Below are 16,589 nucleotides of genomic sequence, written 5' to 3' on the forward strand. Positions count from 1 at the left end.
TCGACGATCTGGCCGGGCTTGATCGTGGTCGAGAAAATCGGGCCCACCGTCCCCGACAGGCCCGCATTCACCCCCGGACCGGACGCGGACACCGACACCCCCACACTCGGGGTGATCCCAACGACAACCCCAACGTCACACCGGACGAGACATCGATCTGGCACCGACACCGCATCCGCTGCCGCCGACCCACCAGCACCTACCGCAAGCACACCGGCCGCCACCACACCCACCGCCACCCGACGAAACACAGTCACCACGGTCCCCCAAGTCACCCAGCCACCAGTTCAGTAACTGACAAGTAGCTGAAACTTACGGGCACTCCATGATTGTCTGCAACTCCAGGTGTCACACATCACTCCAGTCGGGCCGAACATGCTACTGCCACTGGGATCGGCGGGTTCATCCCACCAAAGAGGCGTCAGTTGTCCCGATGCGCTGGCGTGATTGCGCAGGATTCGCTTTCGTTCCGACTGAGCGGCTGGGTCGACCAGCGCCAAAGCTCGGGGTTCGGGTCCGGCACGGGGGAAGGGAACGTCAATATGAACATTCATTCGATCCGAGGGGATCTCGCAGGTGCGGCCGGCGTGAGCATCGTATCTGCTGGGATCAGCCTCCAGCCGGCTGCCTATTGCCGGGCTCTCACCGCTGGCCGACGCGGCCAGTCGGCGGCGCCCGGGACAGGGGTGGCCCGGTACTCGGCGCGTATCCGGTCCAGCCCACGGTCCACGACGGTGTCCAACAGTAGTTGACCGTGGCGAGAGACCAGCCTGCGTACGGCTGGGATGCGCATCGCTTGGTTGATGATCTCGAGGCCTGTGGTCGCCGCGGCGATCGCGAGTTCCGCCGGGCGGTCCGGCCGGAGTCCGAGGTCACCGACTGGCCTGGCGTCGGCTTCGCATCACCGACCGGCGTGGTGGACGACACATCGGCTACGCGACCGAACCCCTCGACGCACGCGGGATGACGGGATGTCAGGTGCTGGCGCACTGGTTGTGCGAAACATTCGACGACCACACAGTCTCCGAGCCACTGAGCCCAGCCGCCTGAACCAAGCGCGCGACTAGCTTCGAGAGCCAAAGGACTCAGCCGCAGTTGATTCAATCGAAAGTTGCAAGACGGGCGGTGCCTGCCCCCTGGGACACCGCCCGCGACACGCCACTGACGTCAGATCCTGCCGACGACCGCGACGATCAGCGCGGCGAGTTCGCCCTTCGCCTCGTCGGGCGAAAGCACTCCCGCTATCGCCGCGTGCGAGAGCGCCTCAGCAGCACCGAATATCGCCGTCATCGATCGTTTCGCAAGTCCATCGGTGGCGCCGAAGGGGGCAAGTATCTCCCGGCATCGTTCGGAATAAGCGTGCTCCGATTCACGCTTGACTTGCTCCAGCTCGGGCGAACCCTCCAGCGCTGCAAGCACACCCGTCAGTTCACGCCCCTGCGCCAGCGCGCATCCGACGTACGAGTTGGCGATCGCGTTCGCGCGTCCATCCAGTGACTCCTCCGCAGCCTCGAGATACTCCTCGAGCATCACCGTCTGGCGGTCGTCGAATTCGCTGAAGAGGGCGGCCAACAACGCGGCGCGGGAGGGAAAATGGCTGTAGACGACCGGTTTTGCGACGCCTGCACGTTCGGCCAACCGGCCGAGGGTCAGCGCGTCCGCGCCCTCCGCTCGCACCAGGGCCCACGACACCTCCACAAGCTGGTCGTATCTGTCGGCCCGCGACAGTCTCGTGCGTGCCATCGGGCACCTCCTTGCGCTATATACGAATAGTAACCTACTCTTGGTACATAGACGTTCCACTCACCGAAGGAAACGCTCATGACCGCACTCGTCGTAGTGTCCCACTCCGATCCCGACTCACTGACCCAGCATGTCGCCCGAGCTACCGCCGACGCGATCCGCGCCACGGGCGGTGAAGTCGACATCGCCGACCTGAGTGTCGAGAACTTCGATCCCCGATTCTCCGATGCCGATCTGGGCCTGTTCCGCGGCAACGGGACTGCGCCCGCTGACGTGGTAGCCGAGCAGAAACGAATCGATCGTGCAGACCATCTGATTCTCGTGTTTCCGATGTACTGGTGGTCGATGCCCGCACTACTCAAAGGATGGATCGATCGCGTCTTCGTCAGCGGGTGGGCATACGAGTTCATCCCGGGAAGCGAATTCGTGAAGAAGCTGGACCGACTCACCGTCCACCTGGTCCCCGTTGCGGGCGACGACGCGGAGAGTTTCGAACGCCACGGTGTGTACGAGGCCTTCCGAACGCAGATCGAGCGCGGCATCATCGAATACTGCGGTGCCACACTGGGATCGACAACCTTCGTGCACGAGTCGGACACGAAGAGTCGCGATACCCTCGCTGCGGAGATCTGTGACGTCAGCGAGGGTATCGCGGCCCGCGTCGCCGGCCTGGCGAGCGCAGCTGCCCGTTGACGAACACCCGAACTAATCCTCGACCTCTGAAGGCCGCCCAATCCGGGTACCACCCCGCCCGAGCCGCGGAGCCGTACGGGACCCCGGACGCGGAGAAACTGCGTCGATACGAGGAACGCGCTTCGTTGCTCCGTATGACCGAACTGAACAAGACCCCGATTGAGGGGAAGTTCGACTACGACCACTTCAAGGCCGTCCATCGGGCATTGTTTCAGGATGTGTACGAATGGGCTGGTCAGGAACGTGTTGGACCGGATCAGCAGATGGTAAAGAGCGGCCCGGATGTCGTTCATTTCTCACCGGGGGATCCCAACGCGCCGATGGTGAACTACGGCTACTACCCCGGTGTGGGTGATCAGATCCGCGAAGCAGCAGAAAGGCAGTTCCGGAAGCTGGCTGCCGAGAATTCTGTTGCGCGGCCGCGGCCGCGCAGAGTTTGTTGCCGGCCTCGCCGATCACTGGGGCGAAATCAATACCATCCACAGTTTCCGGGAAGGGAACACCCGGACACAGTTCGTGTTCTTCTCCGAACTGTCCCGCCAGGCCGGATACGAACTCGACGTCACGCGGTTCGCCGAGCACGCACCCCTACGGACCGAATTCGTGCGAGCGCGTTTCTATAACCAGTCGACCACGAAGACCGATCGCCTCGAAGCGGTGTTGGACAAGGCGCTCACCGAAATGATCCCTCCTACGCGGTCACTGGCCGATGCGCCGCCGACCGCATTGGAACGCTTGGCAAGCAAGCATTTGCGTAGGCGTTCGGAGAACGAACTCGCAGTCCGTTCGGTCCGACCAGTTCCACGCCATCAGCCTTGGCCTGCGCCAGCAGTTGCTGCGCCAACTTCTGGTGATCGATCTTCGTCTGATCCATAGGATCGAGTGTCTCGGTCATGATTCCGCCTTCCCGCCAAGCAAAGCTCGGCGTGTCGGCCAGACTCAGATCAACCGATTACCGGACAGTCCCTCGGTGATCCGTTGCTGGGTATGAAGATAGGTCAGGGCACTGGCGACGGCGGCGCGTCTAGCGTTGAATATCGCCGGGGTCCCCCAGTGCGAATGATGTTGCAGCCGGTCGCGTCCGGTCGGGTGGTCGAGTCCGGCGAGGACGGTGATCCAGTGAAGGCCTTGGGGGCGGTGCAGGTGTAGGCGCGCACGGTTTGTGGTGCGATGAGCTGGCCGGTGCGTCCGCTGGTGGGGAAGCCATCGCAGGTATCGGGTGATGGCTTCCCCGGTCGGCATGGGCGTCGCTGTCGCTGACGCCGTGTCGCGCTCGTTACCCGGTGGTGGTCATCGCGACCGCGTCGTCCTAGAGCGGCCGGGCGACTGTCGTGCCGGTGACGTGGCGGACAAACCGGTCGATGTTGTCCTGCATCAGGGTGAGCCCGGGTTCTTCGAGGGGATAGTGCCCGGCATTGTCGAGGGTGATCACCGTGACCGGCACCTTGGTGATGGGGTCCAGGGCCGGGTAGCTCAGTTCCAGCGGGGTCCAGTGATCTTGTGCGGGCTGGGTGAGCAGGATCGGGCAGATGTCGAAGTCGGCGGCCTCGATGTCGGGTGCGTAGCGGCGATACTCGGCGATGAACTTGGCCGAGACCCAGTTACCGGCAGAGGTCTTGTCCCGCAGGAAGACTTTCAGCGCGCGCCGATCGTTGCACAGAGCACTCATTTTCGAGGCCATCGACATCGGGTAGCGCATGCCGCGTAGCGGGGTGCGTGCCAGGAGTTCGAACAAGGCGGTTCCCGCGGTGGCATGGAAGATGTCGTGGGATGTCCGCCGCCACACCTGCGGATTGCGCTGATCGAGGAACGTCATGCCGACGATGCCGTGCAGCGTGCCGCGTGGGGCGTGGGCGGCCACGTGGTAGGTCAGCATGCCGCCGGCGCTGAGGCCGTAGAGGACGATCGGGCGGTCGTCGCGGCTCTTCTCGTAGGCGAGGTAGTCGGTGACCATCTGAACCCAGTCGCGGTAGCCAGGTATGGTGCCCCTGCCGACTTCGGTCATGCCGTAGCCGAGGTTGTCCAGGGCGACGACCTCCCAGCCTCTCTCGGCCAAAGTCTTGCCTAGAATCAGGTTCATCTGCCGGCCGTTGGTGCCGACGCCGTGATGCAGCACCACCTTCGCCGGGGCGTCGGGGTTCGGGTACCGGTCGAGGTGGATATTGTGTGCACCCCAGCGCCAGAACTCTTCGTCAGGCATGTCTGCGTCGCTGGTCATATGCAACCCGGCGGGCAGGAACTGCTGTAGGTCCCGCCACGCGGTCTGGTCACGGTAAAATCTGCTTCCGCTCATCTCTTCTCTCCTTGTTCGCCTGCGCCCGGACCGTCCGGCCACGCGAAATCCACAGGATGTGGTTGTCTCACTGACCTGCGTCGATACAGTCGACCTGCCGGGGTGTAGCTTCTGCGGCCTCGCCCGGCGGCGGACACACGAGTTCGGTGTCCCGACTCGCGAAGTTGTGTCAGCGCCCGGAAACCATCAGGCCACCGATGATCAGCCGCACGGCTCGGCGCAGCCGGTCCAGCGCGATGTCGGGGTCGGTGAGGTCGGACTCGAGTCCAAAGGTCAGGGCGACCAGAATCGCCGCGGTTTCCGCGGCATCGACACGTGGCACCTGGTCGGCGAGCAGGTCGGTGACCAATTCGGCCAGGGAGGCCTCGTAATCGGTGACCATCATGCCCAGCAACCGCGATCCCACCGACAGGAACTCCTGCGCGTGCGCTGGACTGTCGCGGTTCAGCGTGATCGCCAGCCGCAGTTTGGTTTCCAGCACCCCTGCCACCCGCTGAGCCAATTCACCCTGCGACTGGGCGGCTTCCGCCGCGGCCGCGCCCGCGCGATCGAGCAGGCGTCGGGCCACCATCGCGAAGGCCTCGTCCTTGTTGCGGACGCTCAAATACAGGGTGGGTCGCGAGAGCCCGACCTCGTGGGCGATGTCGTCCATCGTCGTGCGTTTGAGCCCGTGCCGCACGAAACACGCGTACGCCGCGTCCAGTACCGCCTCTAGCCGACCATCCATTCCTGACATGATGACAAATCTACGCAGATTTGTCAGCATGTCAATCGAGCTGCGGGTTGACTTCGTCACCGAGAATCTTGCCTTCACTGGTGAGACTCACCGATGGCGACGCTGCTGCTGAGCGTGATGGGCGCGTTCGTCAAGTTCGAACGAGCACTCATCCTGGAACGCCACGGCGAGGGCATCGCCGCCGCCAAGGATCGCGGCGCCTACACGGTCCGCGAACCCACCCTCGCCCCGGAGCAGGCCGGATGACTGTGCGAGCGCGCCGCCGCCCGGTGAGCGAAAATCGGTGCTGGCCAAGGAATGCGGCATCAGCCGCGAAACCGTCTACACCTACCTGCGTGCTGGGACCGCTACGCAGGTCTCCTGACCCGAGACCTGCGGAAATCTCCTGTCCGCCAAGTCGAATCGTGTGGGGCTCTGCGTGATACCTCGACCGGGCTCATAGCAGACCGCGACGCCCTGCTGGCGTTTTCAGGCCCCACTCTCTACCCGCGAGTTACATCATGTCCGTTGGCATTTGGCTCACAAGCTACCTCCGGGGCCAGCGGCCATGCGCGGCATTATCAGCTTGCTCGACCCTGATCAAGGTTGCTGACAGCCCGGCCTCGCCTGCGGCTACGCCATATCCGCCCGATTTCGGCGAGTACTACGGCGACCCCGACCAGGTGCTCGAAGAGCCTACTCGCTACCGGTAGGTGGAGCGCAGCAGACGTGGAAACTACTGCGCGGCCGCTAGTCCGGTTCGTGCTGTGTCTGTTCCGACGGATCGCGAGTCAGCAGTCCATTCGAGTGGCTCCCACGGTCGGGCCCCGAAATGAAAGCGGGTCGTGCGCCGGGGCGTGCTTCGTCCGTGGAGTGCGAGGTCGATGGTGATGCCGCGGACGCGGCCGTGTCCTTGTCCGAGCCCGCTGATAGCGACGGGTGTCGATTCGAGGGTGAAGTCGGTGCCGGGCAGTCGCCCGTCGGTTGTAACGAGGACGGCGCCATGGGCCCGTGTTCGGGCGAGAACCGCCCGGGCGCGGGTGGGTGGGTGGGTGGTACGTCGCGATCCGCGAGCGTTGTGGTGACGAGGTCGATGCCGTCCAGGCATACGGCGGCGATGTCGAGCGGATTCGGACCGGGATTGGCGATCACGGCGATCTTGCTCAGGTCCGCTCCTTGCTCGGCGGCAGCAAGAAACCCGCAACGGGGCTGGCCGATGATCGCGGCATGATGGCCGGCGGCGGTCGCTGTCGCGATAAGCAAGCAGTAGTTGCCGCGCTGCGTTTTTGATAATGAAGTAAAGAACTTGGTATGGTTCCGCTCATGGGTAGACCACGGACGTTCGATGAGACGGTGGTGCTCGACGCGGCGGCAGCTGAATTCCGGGTGCATGGCTTCGCGGGCACCTCCACCGAGCAGTTGTGCGAGGCGGCGGGGGTTCTGCGCGGCAGCCTGTATAACGCGTTCATCTCCAAGGACGAGCTGTTCGTTCGCGCCTTGGAGCGCTATGCGACCCGGTTTCGTGAGCTCCAAGCCGCCATCCTGACCGACACCGAATGCGCCGGTGCCGAGCGCCTGCGAACGGTCATGGGAGTCATTGTTCAGGAGGAGCAGGACGCCCGCGAACAAGGACACGGGGCCGGCTGCATGGTGGTGCACTCGATGATGACTCCTGGCTTGCGTGAGCGCGACGAGCGTGTAGCTCGCATCCTCGACAAGGATTTGCAGGAGCGGTTGGCCCTTCTCGAAGGAGCGATCCGGGCAGGGCAGGTCGACGGCAGTATCTCCGACGATGTCGTCCCCGGCGAGGGTGCCTTGCTGTTTGTGACCGTGACCAACGGGATTCGAACGATGGGTCAGGCTGGTGTGCCGCCGACCGCCCTGCGCCGCGTAGCCCTGGCCGGCATCGCAATCCTGATCGACTGAGCGATACCACTCGCGCTGGGCCGCATTTCTTTTCTCGAGTTTCTGATAATAGAATCAAGAAAGGTTGTTCTGTGACGCAACGCGCCTCGATCCCTAAGCCCGTGTATCTGATGACGCTCGGCATTTTCGTGATGGTCTGCAGCGAACTCCTCGTCAGTGGTCTGATGCCACAGATGTCGAGGGATCTCGGTGCCACGATCCCGCAGATCGGCTACCTCGTCGCTGCCTTCGCCCTTGCGATGGCGATCGGTGGCCCACCGTTGACGCTGAGTGTGCAGCGCATACGCACGAACCACGCTCTGCTCCTGTTATTTATCGTGTTCTTCATCGGTAACGCGCTCGCAGCGATATCGACGTCGTACGGCACGATGCTCGTCGGGCGACTCGTCACGGGTGCCGCCTCGGGGGCGTTCTTCGGGATCGCGCTGTCCGCTACCGCTCAGATCACCGCACCCGAACTGCGAGGCCGGGCGACGAGCCTCGCCCTGCAGGGCCTCATGCTCGGCACCGCGCTGGGGCTGCCCCTGTCCACGCTCATCGGCGACCGGTTCGGGTGGCGGGCGGCGTTCATCGCGATCGCCGCGCTGACCGTGGTCATCGCGGTCGCGACCCTGGTTGCGCTGCCGCCTCTCACCCCGGAGAGCACCGGGGGTCTGCGTGCGGAGCTTCGGGTGTTCTCGAACCCGCGGCTGTGGTTCATCATGGCAACCTCGACGCTCGTCATAGGGGCGACGTTCGCGGCGTTCTCGTACTTCGCGCCGATCCTCATCGACGTCACCGGCCTGTCCGAGTCGATCGTCCCGTTGCTGCTGCTCGGGTATGGGATAGCGACCGTGGTAGGCAATGTCATCGTGGGTCGTTTGGCGCAGTCGCACACGATCAGCGTGATCGTCGGCGGCCTGCTCTTCAACGCTGTCTTCCTCGTCGGCTTCGCGCTCCTCGCCTCCATCCCTGCGGTAGCGATCATCGCGATGATCGGAATTGGTCTGGTGGGGATCACGCTCAACCCGGCCATGATTACCCGCGTCCAGCGGGCCGGGAACACCGGTTCGCTCGTGCAGACGATGCACTCGTCGTTTATCACCCTCGGCGTGGTGGTCGGCTCGTGGATCGGCGGTCTCGGCATCAACGCCTATGGGCTCCGCGCACCGCTCTGGGTAGGGGCCGTCCTGGCCGTGCTCGCTCTGTTTGCGATGATTCCCGCGATCGTGTCTGTTCCACGCTCGTCACGAGCTGCACAGAACGCCCCAGAATCGCCTGCTCCCGTAGTCGCCGAGAGAGGACCACGGTAAACATCGGCTCTGCGCCGGACGCCGAGGGTTTGCACCGATGCTCATGGCGGAATCCAGATTTCCGACACTCCGCTGTCGCCCTGATCCCACACGTTGAGGTCGAGTGCTTCCAAGACGTCTTTGAGTGGACGGGCGATCGCGTCCTTGTCCTCGCTCGCATGGGACAGGAACACATCGTGCTCTGGGCGCTGGTGCCCTATCGACGGAGTACTGGCGTCGACACGGCTGGGGACGCGGTTGTGAATTGTGAAGCGGCACGGTCAGTCGTGTGAGTGTGTTCTTGCAACTTCCGCTCCCGAGTGCGTTCCTGAGCCGCCCGTTCTTTGTCGAGCTTCCCTTTAGCGGCGTTGATCTTGACATCTGTGGCCGCCAGCTTCCAGATCGGCGCGCTTCTTCTCCGCGTCGTCGGCTGCTTTCGTCAGGGCGGTCAGCTTCGGCGCGTTTACTTTTCTGCGTGGTGGGGCTTTTGGACTTGTCTGCTACCTCGAACGCGTTCTCGTCGCTGATCCCGTACCGCTGCAGCACCGGCGTGCCAGACGCCGTGACCTCGGACGCGAGTTCGTAGACCGCTCCCTCGACACACCCGCCGGACACCGAACCGGACGCACTGCCGTCGGGCGTCACGACCATCGACGCCCCCGGCGGTCGCGGAGCGGAGCGGAACGTGCGAACCACGGTTCCCACACCCGCCGTCCCACCCGCGGCCCACACCGCCATCAGGTCCGCCAGCACGTCGCGCATCAGCACCCTTCCCGCTCGGGTCCGACGTGTGATCACGCTCAACTACAGGACTTCTCCGCAGAGGCGAGTTTGGCGCGGGAGAAGGGAACCTCGACTTCGACCGGTGCGAGCGGGAACGGGGGCGTGCCCACACCGGCAATACGGTAATGCCCCCACGGGTCGCACTCGGTGAGGGCGGCGGGCACTTCGGGGCCGTCACCGATCGTGAGGAACAGTGGGGTGCGGTTGCGGTGCTTCGCCGCGTCGACACCGTCGCCGACGACGCGGCCGTACCAGTGGTAGAGACCGTCCAGCGGTTCGATGTGCCCGTTCAGGAAGACCTCGACGGCCACGGTCAGGTCGCCGGACGTGAGCACGCCGGGCCCCCGGTACTCGGTGTCGTCCTCTCGCTCCGTGAGCGAACTCAGCTCGAAGTGCCGGTCGTCTGGGGTGCGCATGCGCCGCCAGTAGGACGCGCTCGAACCCGGCCACGCCGCCCGGTTGTGGCCGGTGGAATCGAGGTACCAGCTGTCGCACCCACCCGAATTCCACACCGAGCCCTCGAGTTTGCGGTGGAGAACCCGGTTGAATTCGCGTTGCGCGCCCGCACGCACCTCGATCCGCGTCGCGTCGCGCCTCTTCATCAGCGCCAGGCATCGGGTGATGTAATGCGCCTGGGCCTCGATGACGAAGACGATCGACTGATTGCCGCCACCGGAATTCGGCCCCATCATGAGGAAGAAGTTCGGGAACCCCGCGACCGCGACACCCAGGTACGCCTCCATGCCGTCGCGCCAGGCCCGCTGGATCGTCAGCCCGCGCCGGCCCACGATGTGCTCGTTCTCGAATCGGTCGCCGACCGCGAACCCGGTGCCGTAGACGATGACGTCCGCCTCGTGCATCCTTCCGTCTTGCGTGCGAATCCCACACTCGGTGATTTCCGAGATGCCCGAGGTGACCAGATCGACGTCCTCGCGTTGCAGGGCGGGGTAGAAATTGCTGGACACCAGAATTCGCTTGCACCCGATGGTGTAGTCGGGGGTCAGCGACGCACGCAGAGCGGGGTCGTGCACCTGCCTGCGCAACAGCCCCCGGGCGGCCGACTCCAGCACCGTCATCAGTCGTGGGTGCAGGAACCCGGGGATCAGCGATTCATGGCTCCAGTAGATCGCACCGCGGTAGGCCTTCTGCACGCCGGGAACGGCCTTGAACACCGCCTTCTCGCCGGCGGTGATCGGGCGGTCCAGCTTCGGCAGGATCCAGTGTGGCGTCCGCTGGAAGACGTCGACGTGTGCCGTCGTCTTCGCAATCTCGGGAACGAACTGCACGGCACTGGCTCCCGTGCCGATGACCGCCACCCGCTTGCCGGCCAGATTGACCGAGTGGTCCCATTCGGCGGAATGGAACGCCGGTCCCGAAAACGACTCTCGGCCGGGAAATGCGGGGATGCTGGGTTTGTGCAGCGGTCCCGGACCGGCAACGACGATACGCGGGTGGTGGACGGAACCGGACCGGGTCTCGACCCGCCACCGGTCGGTGGTCTCGTCGAACTCGTACGAGATCACCTCGGCGCCGAACCGGATGTGAGGTGTCAGGTCGCAGTCGCAGACCACCCGTTCGATGTAGTCGAGAATCTCGGGTTGCCGCGCGTACATCCGGGTCCATTTCCGGTTGGGCGCGAAGGAGAACGAGTACATCAGCGACATCACGTCGCAGCCACACCCGGGATACGTATTCTCCCGCCACGTTCCGCCCACCCGGTCGGCCTTCTCGAGGATGACGAAGTTCTCCTCTCCCGCCTCCTTCAGCTTGATCGCCATGCACAGTCCGGCGAATCCGGTGCCGACGACGAGGATGTCCGGTTCGGTGATCCCGGTTGTCACAGGAATCCGCCGCGCCGCCACAGCGCGCGGGAAGTCGCTCGCATCAGGCCGTTCTCTTCGAGGAACGCGGCCAGTGACTCGAACCCGCGTCGTTGGTTCTCGCGAAAGTTCGGATTTGCCAGGGCCTGTCGACGTGCTTCCTTCGGATCCAGTCCGGCCCGCTCATACATGGCCGGGTTGGTGAACAGCCACTGGAACAGCGGGCCGCCAACCCCCTGCAACGTTCCGACCCAGAGCCGGTCTATCCGGTGGCCTTCCGCGACGCGGCGGCGCACCCCCTCGCGCGCGAATCGGATGTGCCGGGACTCCTCGGTGACGTGGATACGCATCAGCCGGGAAATCATCGGCTGCAGCTGCGGGTCCTCGAGGACGCGCCGCTGCGTGGCATCGAAGATCTCCTCACCGATGAGCGCGGCCACCCACAGCATGGTTCCGCGAAATGTCTTGGGCAGCACGTTGACCGCGACTGCCTGATACCGCCGGAGCTGGAAGGGCTTGGCACCCATCTGCTCGATGGCGCGTCCGAACATCGTCATGTGCCGGCACTCGTCGCCCATCTCGGTGAGCATGTACCGGGTGTGCAGCGAGCTCGGATCATTGTGCAGCAGCGCGCGCAGGAGCGCCTGGTTGAGTATGTTCTCGAACCAGATCCCGACGCTGAGGATGTTCGCCGATTCTTGCCGGGACAGTTCGATGCGCTGCGCCTCGCTCATCCGGTCCCATATCTCGGTTCCCCACAGAGACAAGACCTGCGGTGGCAGGAAGTACTTGCCGTCCTCGAGGGGCGCGTCCCAGTCGATGTCGACGACCGGGGCGTACGAACGCTTGACGGAGCCTGCGAGGAGCCGGCCGGCGACTTCCTCCCGGTCGATCGTGTGTGAACGCTCAGACATCGCTGTTCCCTTCGTCGAGCGCGATTCCATCTCGTTTTCGTTTATAGGTAGAACGTAAACCCGTGGTGTGACGCAGGTCAATGGTTGTCTGTGACTCGAGTTCACATTTGTACCGTCGGGTTTGCGCCCACCCCGCCCGAACAGCACAATCAGGGCCGTGAGGACGCAGCCGACGACACCGACTCCCGGCGAACTCCGGGAACGGATCCTCGATGCGGCCGAGGAATGCCTGATCGAACTCGGTTACAACACCCGGCTTCACGCGGTCATCGCCGAGCGCGCGGGACTGTCCCGGCCCACGCTCTACAAACACGTCGGCGATCAGTCCGCCATCCTCGAGGCCCTCTTCCAGCGGGAGATCTCCCGATTCTTCGTCGTGCTGGACCCGGTGCTGCGGGGACGACAAAGCCAACTCCAGGTGCGATTCGTCGACGCTGTCGTGTTCGCCGTCCAATACGCACGCGGACACCGGTTGCTGCAGAAGGGGTTACGCGACGACCCAGAGGTGGTGCTTCCGTGGTTCACGGTCAAGGCGAAGCCGATGATCGAACTCGGGGCCCAACTGCTGACTCCCCACTTCGAGCGCCTGTTCTCTCCCGAGGAACTGTCGGGCGTAAGCCCTACGGCCATCTCCGAGTGGGCGTTCCGCATCATCGGCTCGCTCATCATCACGGAGGGGATCGTGGACACGTCCGACGAGCGGGCTCTGCGGGAGTTCGTCCGGTCACTGCTGTCGGTCGCGTTCATGCCGCAACCGGATCCTACAATTCCTTGACACGGGTATTCTCGCAAGAATATACCCGGGGGTATGGCACCGGATGCGTTCACCGTGGTCGCCGAACCGTGTGCGCCGGGCGGAAAAGGTCACCGAATCCGTGTTTGTCGGTCTCAGTGGGTTGCACAGCAACCTGAGAGATCGCGATGAGTGCAGGAGACTTCTGGTATCGAGGGTTAGAAGTGCTGTACACAGGATCTGTTGCCATGGGTCGGTTCGGGAGAAGATGCCCCGCTAGGACCTGTATCGGTCAAAACTATGTTCGAAAACGGTGATACGTCGGCTTCTCCCGGAATACAGGACCTCAACCGACGTGCACGTGTGGTCGTTGCTGCCGGTTCGGCTCTGCCCGCCGGAGTACTTTTCTCGCTACGGGGGCGGCTTCCCCATGCTCGGATTGCCAGTAAGTTCTCAGACTCCGAACCCGCACGGACGCCTCCCCGGGCGGCACCATGGAGTGATGTCACAGATGACCGTGCTCGCCCTCGGTGGCACCGGCGAATCCCATCCCGACGACCACCGCACCGAAGTGTCAGGCCTCCTGCGGGAGGTCACCGACAAGCTCGACGATCGTTTTGTGGCCCGCTGGGTCGGCTACCCGGCGTCGTACGGGCCGGTCGCGGCAGGCGGCCTGAGCTACAAACAGAGCACCGAGATGGGTGTCCGCGCCTTACTCGACCGCCTGAAGGAGACCCCAGACCCGATCATCCTGATCGGCTACTCACAGGGGTGCACGGTGATCCGGGAACTGCTGGGCATCATTGCCGCAGGCCACATGACAGCGGGGCGCGTCGTCGCCGCCGGATTGATCTCGGATCCGCAGCAACCGGCCGGGGTGCTACCGGGATGCGAGGGGCGGGGTGTCGCCGGCGAGGGCCCGCCACTCCCCGCCACGGTTTCGGTGATGTGGGTGGCGGACCCGCAGGACATGATCTGCAACGCCAGCGAGGACAGCTACGTCCGCGACATTGCAGATCTCACCCGATCGATGTCAGTGCGCACCGCCCATATCTGGTTCTCCCAGATCTGGCAGTTACTCCGGCACAATAGCTTTCAGAACGCAGCAAAAACCCGCATCAGCCCGCGTCAGTGGCGCACCGACCTCCGGCGGCTGCGAACCGCACTTGTCGAGATCCTCGGCTACCTCCCGCCCCGACTGGCCTGGCGTCGGCTTCGCATCACCAACCGGCGTGGTGGACGCCACATCGGCTACGCGACCGAACCCCTCGACGCACGCGGGATGACGGGATGTCAGCTGCTGGCGCACTGGTTGTGCGAAACATCCGACGACCACACAGTCCCCGAGCCACTGAGCCCAGCCGCCTGAACCAAGCGCGTGAGGCCGTGCACTGCCGGTAGTCCGCCGAGCGAGATCCGCCTTCTCGAGCCGACGTGCCCGCATTCCTGATGGTTCAACCACAACTCGAGACTTGGCCCTGGAGAGCCTCCCTCCCGCTCGCGTCTCCGCGGTTCGGGAACGCCCTGGTTCCACATCGGAACGGCGCGGGGTGATAATGGGTCGTTATGGACGGATTTCAAGCTGATGCGGCCACCGTGGACTCCGTTCTCGCCTCGCCAGAGGACGCCCCCGCTGTGGTGAAGAAGGTTGCCCGGTCTGCCGCGACGCTCAGCGTCGAGCAGTTGGCCGCCTTCGTGACGGCGCTGGGTGGATCGATCATCGACGAAGACCACCTGGTGGTCGTGCTTCAGCGAGCTGTGGAGATCGCGCACCGAGCGATCGACGGCGCCGACAGCTGCGGCATCACCATCGTGTCCGGTGGCCGTACCTTCACCGCAGTGCACACTGATGCCCGCACCCTGCAGGTCGACGTCCACCAGTACGAAATCGGTGAGGGACCGTGCCTGCATGCGGCCACAACGGGCGAGATCGTACGCGTGGACGTCGACGGTGCCGACGCACGCTGGCCCCAGTTCGTCGCCGCAGCGAAGGAGGAGGGGATCCGCTCGTTCCTCGCGGCCCCGCTCTACACGCCCACTGAGCGATTCGGTTCGCTCAACATCTACGGTCACAGGCCCGACGCCTTCATCGAGCACGACCGGGCCGTCGTCGAAGCCCTCACCGCCGCGCTGGCCCGCGCCATCAGCGACTACGCGCGCTTTCGACACGCGCGTGATCTCGCCGACGGGCTACGGGAGGCACTCGACAGCCGCGCCCCGATCGAGCAGGCCAAGGGCATGCTGATGGCGATCCACCGGATCGACGCCGACGCCGCGTTCCGAATGCTCGCCGAGAACTCGCAACGCAGCAACCGGAAACTTCGGGTTGTCGCGAAGGAACTGCTCGCCGCCGTCTCCGGAGTAGACGCAGCAACGGCCGTCACGGCCAAAGAACCCACCTGATCCGGGGCCCGCAGCACAAAGTCCTGCCCGGCGCAGAACCGAACAGGACCATGCGCGCCTTCGGAGCTGCTTTCTCAACTCCGTGCGCTGAGCAGATGCGCATTCCGGAACGAGCAGCCACCTCTGGTCGAGAGTACGCGTGCTTCGGCGACATGCACCTGCGACAATGGGACGATGCGCGACGACGTCACCAAGCTGGGCAGCGACGAACTGACCGTCAGCTTGGCGGAGCAGCGGGCCCTCCTCGGGGAATCGGTCGCCAACGACTACGGCGAGGCGTACTGCATCCACGCCCGTGACCGCATCGAAGAACTCGAGGCCGAGGTCGCTCGTCGCAGGTTGTAGTGCCCGCCGCATTACCCCCGGGTGCTTGATCTGCTCAGTAGGCGTAGTCCACGACCACCGGAGCGTGGTCACTCATCCGGCGGTCCGCCGCCGGGTCCCGGTCGGTGCCGGCCGCGACCACCGCCCCCGCCAGTCGCGGCGTCGCGAGGTGGTAGTCGATGCGCCACCCGACGTCGTTCACGAACGACTGACCCAGCCACGACCACCACGAGTACGGCCCGTCGACGCCCGGATGCTGTCGCCGGACGACGTCGACGAGCGTGCGCGGCGAGAGGATGGAGTCGAACCACTCCCGCTCCTCCGGCAGATAGCCCTCGACCTGATTGCTGCGCCGCCAGTTCCGTACATCGTGACGGGTGTGCGCAATGTTGAGGTCGCCCATCACCAGCAGCTCTCTGCCCCGTGCGCGTGCCGTGCGGCGCGAGCGGGTCAGCTGACGCGCAAATGCGGAGAGGAACCGCATCTTGCGGTTGTAGCGGGCTCCACCGTCGGGCGCCTCCCGCATGCGCCCAGGCTTCTGGAGGTGCGCCGGTAGGCCACCCTTCGGGAGGTACATCGACGCTACGGTGATCGGTGCCTCGGCGAGGTCGACCTCGATGTACCGGCCCTCGCCGGCAAACTCTCCCAAGCCCCGGGCCAACGGCACCGGGTCGAGTTCGGCTCTCTCGGTATGTGTTTCACCCGGACGCTGCACCAGCGCCGTACCACTCCACGTCCGAACCGCGACGGGCGGACGCCGAGTCAGGACCGCGACACCATTGCGGCCCGCGAGCTCCCCCTCGTCGTACGCAAGGTGGTAGTCGCCGAACACCCCAGGCGGTAGGACGGCGGCACGGGCTCGCATCTCCTGAATGGCGACCACATCGGGTCGACGATCAGCCAGCCACTCCTCGAAGCCGCGCCGCTGCGCCGCGCGGATCCCATTGACGTTGAAGGTCGCGATCCGCACG

At 64.7% G+C, this 16,589-nt stretch carries 18 protein-coding genes and 2 pseudogenes; 8 read left to right on the forward strand and 12 right to left on the reverse strand.

Annotated features, from left to right (window positions below; all coding sequences use genetic code 11):
• Nucleotides 1-257 (reverse strand): annotated as a pseudogene (locus NOF53_RS26730) (hypothetical protein); the annotation flags it as partial.
• A 910-nt stretch (nt 258-1,167) separates the two neighbouring features.
• Nucleotides 1,168-1,743 (reverse strand): TetR/AcrR family transcriptional regulator, encoded by a 576-nt coding sequence (locus NOF53_RS26735; RefSeq protein WP_255974586.1) that lies wholly within the window; start codon nt 1,741-1,743, stop codon nt 1,168-1,170.
• 78 nt (nt 1,744-1,821) lie between these two features.
• Between NOF53_RS26735 and NOF53_RS26740 the strand changes: the two genes are divergently transcribed.
• Nucleotides 1,822-2,436 (forward strand): NAD(P)H-dependent oxidoreductase, encoded by a 615-nt coding sequence (locus NOF53_RS26740; RefSeq protein WP_255974588.1) that lies wholly within the window; start codon nt 1,822-1,824, stop codon nt 2,434-2,436.
• A 691-nt stretch (nt 2,437-3,127) separates the two neighbouring features.
• Here the strand turns inward: NOF53_RS26740 and NOF53_RS26745 are convergent.
• From NOF53_RS26745 to NOF53_RS26760, 4 genes are all read right to left on the reverse strand, one after another.
• Nucleotides 3,128-3,331, reverse strand: a complete 204-nt coding sequence (locus tag NOF53_RS26745; RefSeq protein ID WP_255974622.1) for a hypothetical protein — start codon at nt 3,329-3,331, stop codon at nt 3,128-3,130.
• A gap of 44 nt (nt 3,332-3,375) precedes the next feature.
• Nucleotides 3,376-3,678, reverse strand: a complete 303-nt coding sequence (locus tag NOF53_RS26750) for a hypothetical protein (protein ID WP_255974590.1) — start codon at nt 3,676-3,678, stop codon at nt 3,376-3,378.
• 67 nt (nt 3,679-3,745) lie between these two features.
• Nucleotides 3,746-4,729 carry an alpha/beta fold hydrolase gene (locus tag NOF53_RS26755; RefSeq protein ID WP_255974592.1) on the reverse strand — a complete coding sequence of 328 codons (984 nt, stop codon included), beginning with the start codon at nt 4,727-4,729 and terminating at the stop codon, nt 3,746-3,748.
• 169 nt (nt 4,730-4,898) lie between these two features.
• The gene (locus tag NOF53_RS26760; protein ID WP_255974594.1) at nt 4,899-5,465 is read right to left on the reverse strand and encodes a TetR/AcrR family transcriptional regulator; all 567 of its coding nucleotides are present in this window, start codon (nt 5,463-5,465) and stop codon (nt 4,899-4,901) included.
• Nucleotides 5,466-5,558: 93 nt separating this feature from the next.
• Here NOF53_RS26760 and NOF53_RS28005 point away from each other — a divergent pair, with 93 nt between their 5' ends.
• Nucleotides 5,559-5,711 carry a recombinase family protein gene (locus NOF53_RS28005; protein ID WP_255974596.1) on the forward strand — a complete coding sequence of 51 codons (153 nt, stop codon included), beginning with the start codon at nt 5,559-5,561 and terminating at the stop codon, nt 5,709-5,711.
• 483 nt (nt 5,712-6,194) lie between these two features.
• Here NOF53_RS28005 and imuA' read toward each other — a convergent pair whose 3' ends face one another.
• Nucleotides 6,195-6,836 (reverse strand): DnaE2-dependent mutagenesis accessory factor ImuA', encoded by a 642-nt coding sequence (gene imuA', locus NOF53_RS28070; protein WP_509908955.1) that lies wholly within the window; start codon nt 6,834-6,836, stop codon nt 6,195-6,197.
• On the opposite strand from imuA', the gene NOF53_RS26775 reads away from it, so the two are divergent.
• Together NOF53_RS26775 and NOF53_RS26780 are read left to right on the forward strand one after the other, a co-directional pair.
• Nucleotides 6,798-7,370, forward strand: coding sequence for a TetR/AcrR family transcriptional regulator (locus tag NOF53_RS26775; RefSeq protein ID WP_255974600.1), 573 nt, complete (start codon nt 6,798-6,800; stop codon nt 7,368-7,370). The two genes, imuA' and NOF53_RS26775, sit on opposite strands and share 39 nt — an antisense overlap.
• A gap of 71 nt (nt 7,371-7,441) precedes the next feature.
• Nucleotides 7,442-8,662 (forward strand): MFS transporter, encoded by a 1,221-nt coding sequence (locus NOF53_RS26780; protein WP_255974602.1) that lies wholly within the window; start codon nt 7,442-7,444, stop codon nt 8,660-8,662.
• A 41-nt stretch (nt 8,663-8,703) separates the two neighbouring features.
• On the opposite strand, the gene NOF53_RS26785 is transcribed toward NOF53_RS26780, so the two are convergent.
• The 4 genes and pseudogenes from NOF53_RS26785 to NOF53_RS26800 form a co-directional block, all read right to left on the reverse strand.
• Nucleotides 8,704-8,835, reverse strand: a complete 132-nt coding sequence (locus NOF53_RS26785; RefSeq protein ID WP_255974624.1) for a toll/interleukin-1 receptor domain-containing protein — start codon at nt 8,833-8,835, stop codon at nt 8,704-8,706.
• A 307-nt stretch (nt 8,836-9,142) separates the two neighbouring features.
• Nucleotides 9,143-9,403, reverse strand: a pseudogene (locus NOF53_RS26790) (XdhC family protein); the annotation flags it as partial.
• Between the two features lie 38 nt (nt 9,404-9,441).
• Complete coding sequence (locus tag NOF53_RS26795) at nt 9,442-11,265, reverse strand: DUF4873 domain-containing protein (RefSeq protein WP_255974604.1); 1,824 nt, start codon at nt 11,263-11,265, stop codon at nt 9,442-9,444.
• Complete coding sequence (locus NOF53_RS26800) at nt 11,262-12,188, reverse strand: AurF N-oxygenase family protein (protein WP_255974606.1); 927 nt, start codon at nt 12,186-12,188, stop codon at nt 11,262-11,264. The genes NOF53_RS26795 and NOF53_RS26800 overlap by 4 nt, the downstream gene beginning before the upstream one ends.
• A 127-nt stretch (nt 12,189-12,315) precedes the next feature.
• Here NOF53_RS26800 and NOF53_RS26805 point away from each other — a divergent pair, with 127 nt between their 5' ends.
• From NOF53_RS26805 to NOF53_RS26820, 4 genes are all read left to right on the forward strand, one after another.
• Entirely contained in the window at nt 12,316-12,933 is a 618-nt protein-coding gene (locus NOF53_RS26805; RefSeq protein WP_255974608.1) for a TetR/AcrR family transcriptional regulator, read from the forward strand.
• A 460-nt stretch (nt 12,934-13,393) separates the two neighbouring features.
• Nucleotides 13,394-14,260, forward strand: a complete 867-nt coding sequence (locus NOF53_RS26810; protein WP_255974610.1) for a PE-PPE domain-containing protein — start codon at nt 13,394-13,396, stop codon at nt 14,258-14,260.
• Nucleotides 14,261-14,457: 197 nt separating this feature from the next.
• Nucleotides 14,458-15,294: a GAF and ANTAR domain-containing protein gene (locus tag NOF53_RS26815; protein ID WP_255974613.1), complete on the forward strand. Its 837-nt coding sequence runs from the start codon at nt 14,458-14,460 to the stop codon at nt 15,292-15,294.
• Nucleotides 15,295-15,468: 174 nt separating this feature from the next.
• Complete coding sequence (locus NOF53_RS26820; protein ID WP_255974615.1) at nt 15,469-15,639, forward strand: hypothetical protein; 171 nt, start codon at nt 15,469-15,471, stop codon at nt 15,637-15,639.
• 34 nt (nt 15,640-15,673) lie between these two features.
• Here NOF53_RS26820 and NOF53_RS26825 read toward each other — a convergent pair whose 3' ends face one another.
• Nucleotides 15,674-16,588 (reverse strand): exodeoxyribonuclease III, encoded by a 915-nt coding sequence (locus NOF53_RS26825; RefSeq protein ID WP_255974617.1) that lies wholly within the window; start codon nt 16,586-16,588, stop codon nt 15,674-15,676.
• Nucleotide 16,589 lies beyond the last annotated feature (1 nt).

The sequence above is a fragment of the Rhodococcus tibetensis genome (assembly GCF_024438035.1).
GTDB lineage: Bacteria > Actinomycetota > Actinomycetes > Mycobacteriales > Mycobacteriaceae > Rhodococcus_F > Rhodococcus_F tibetensis.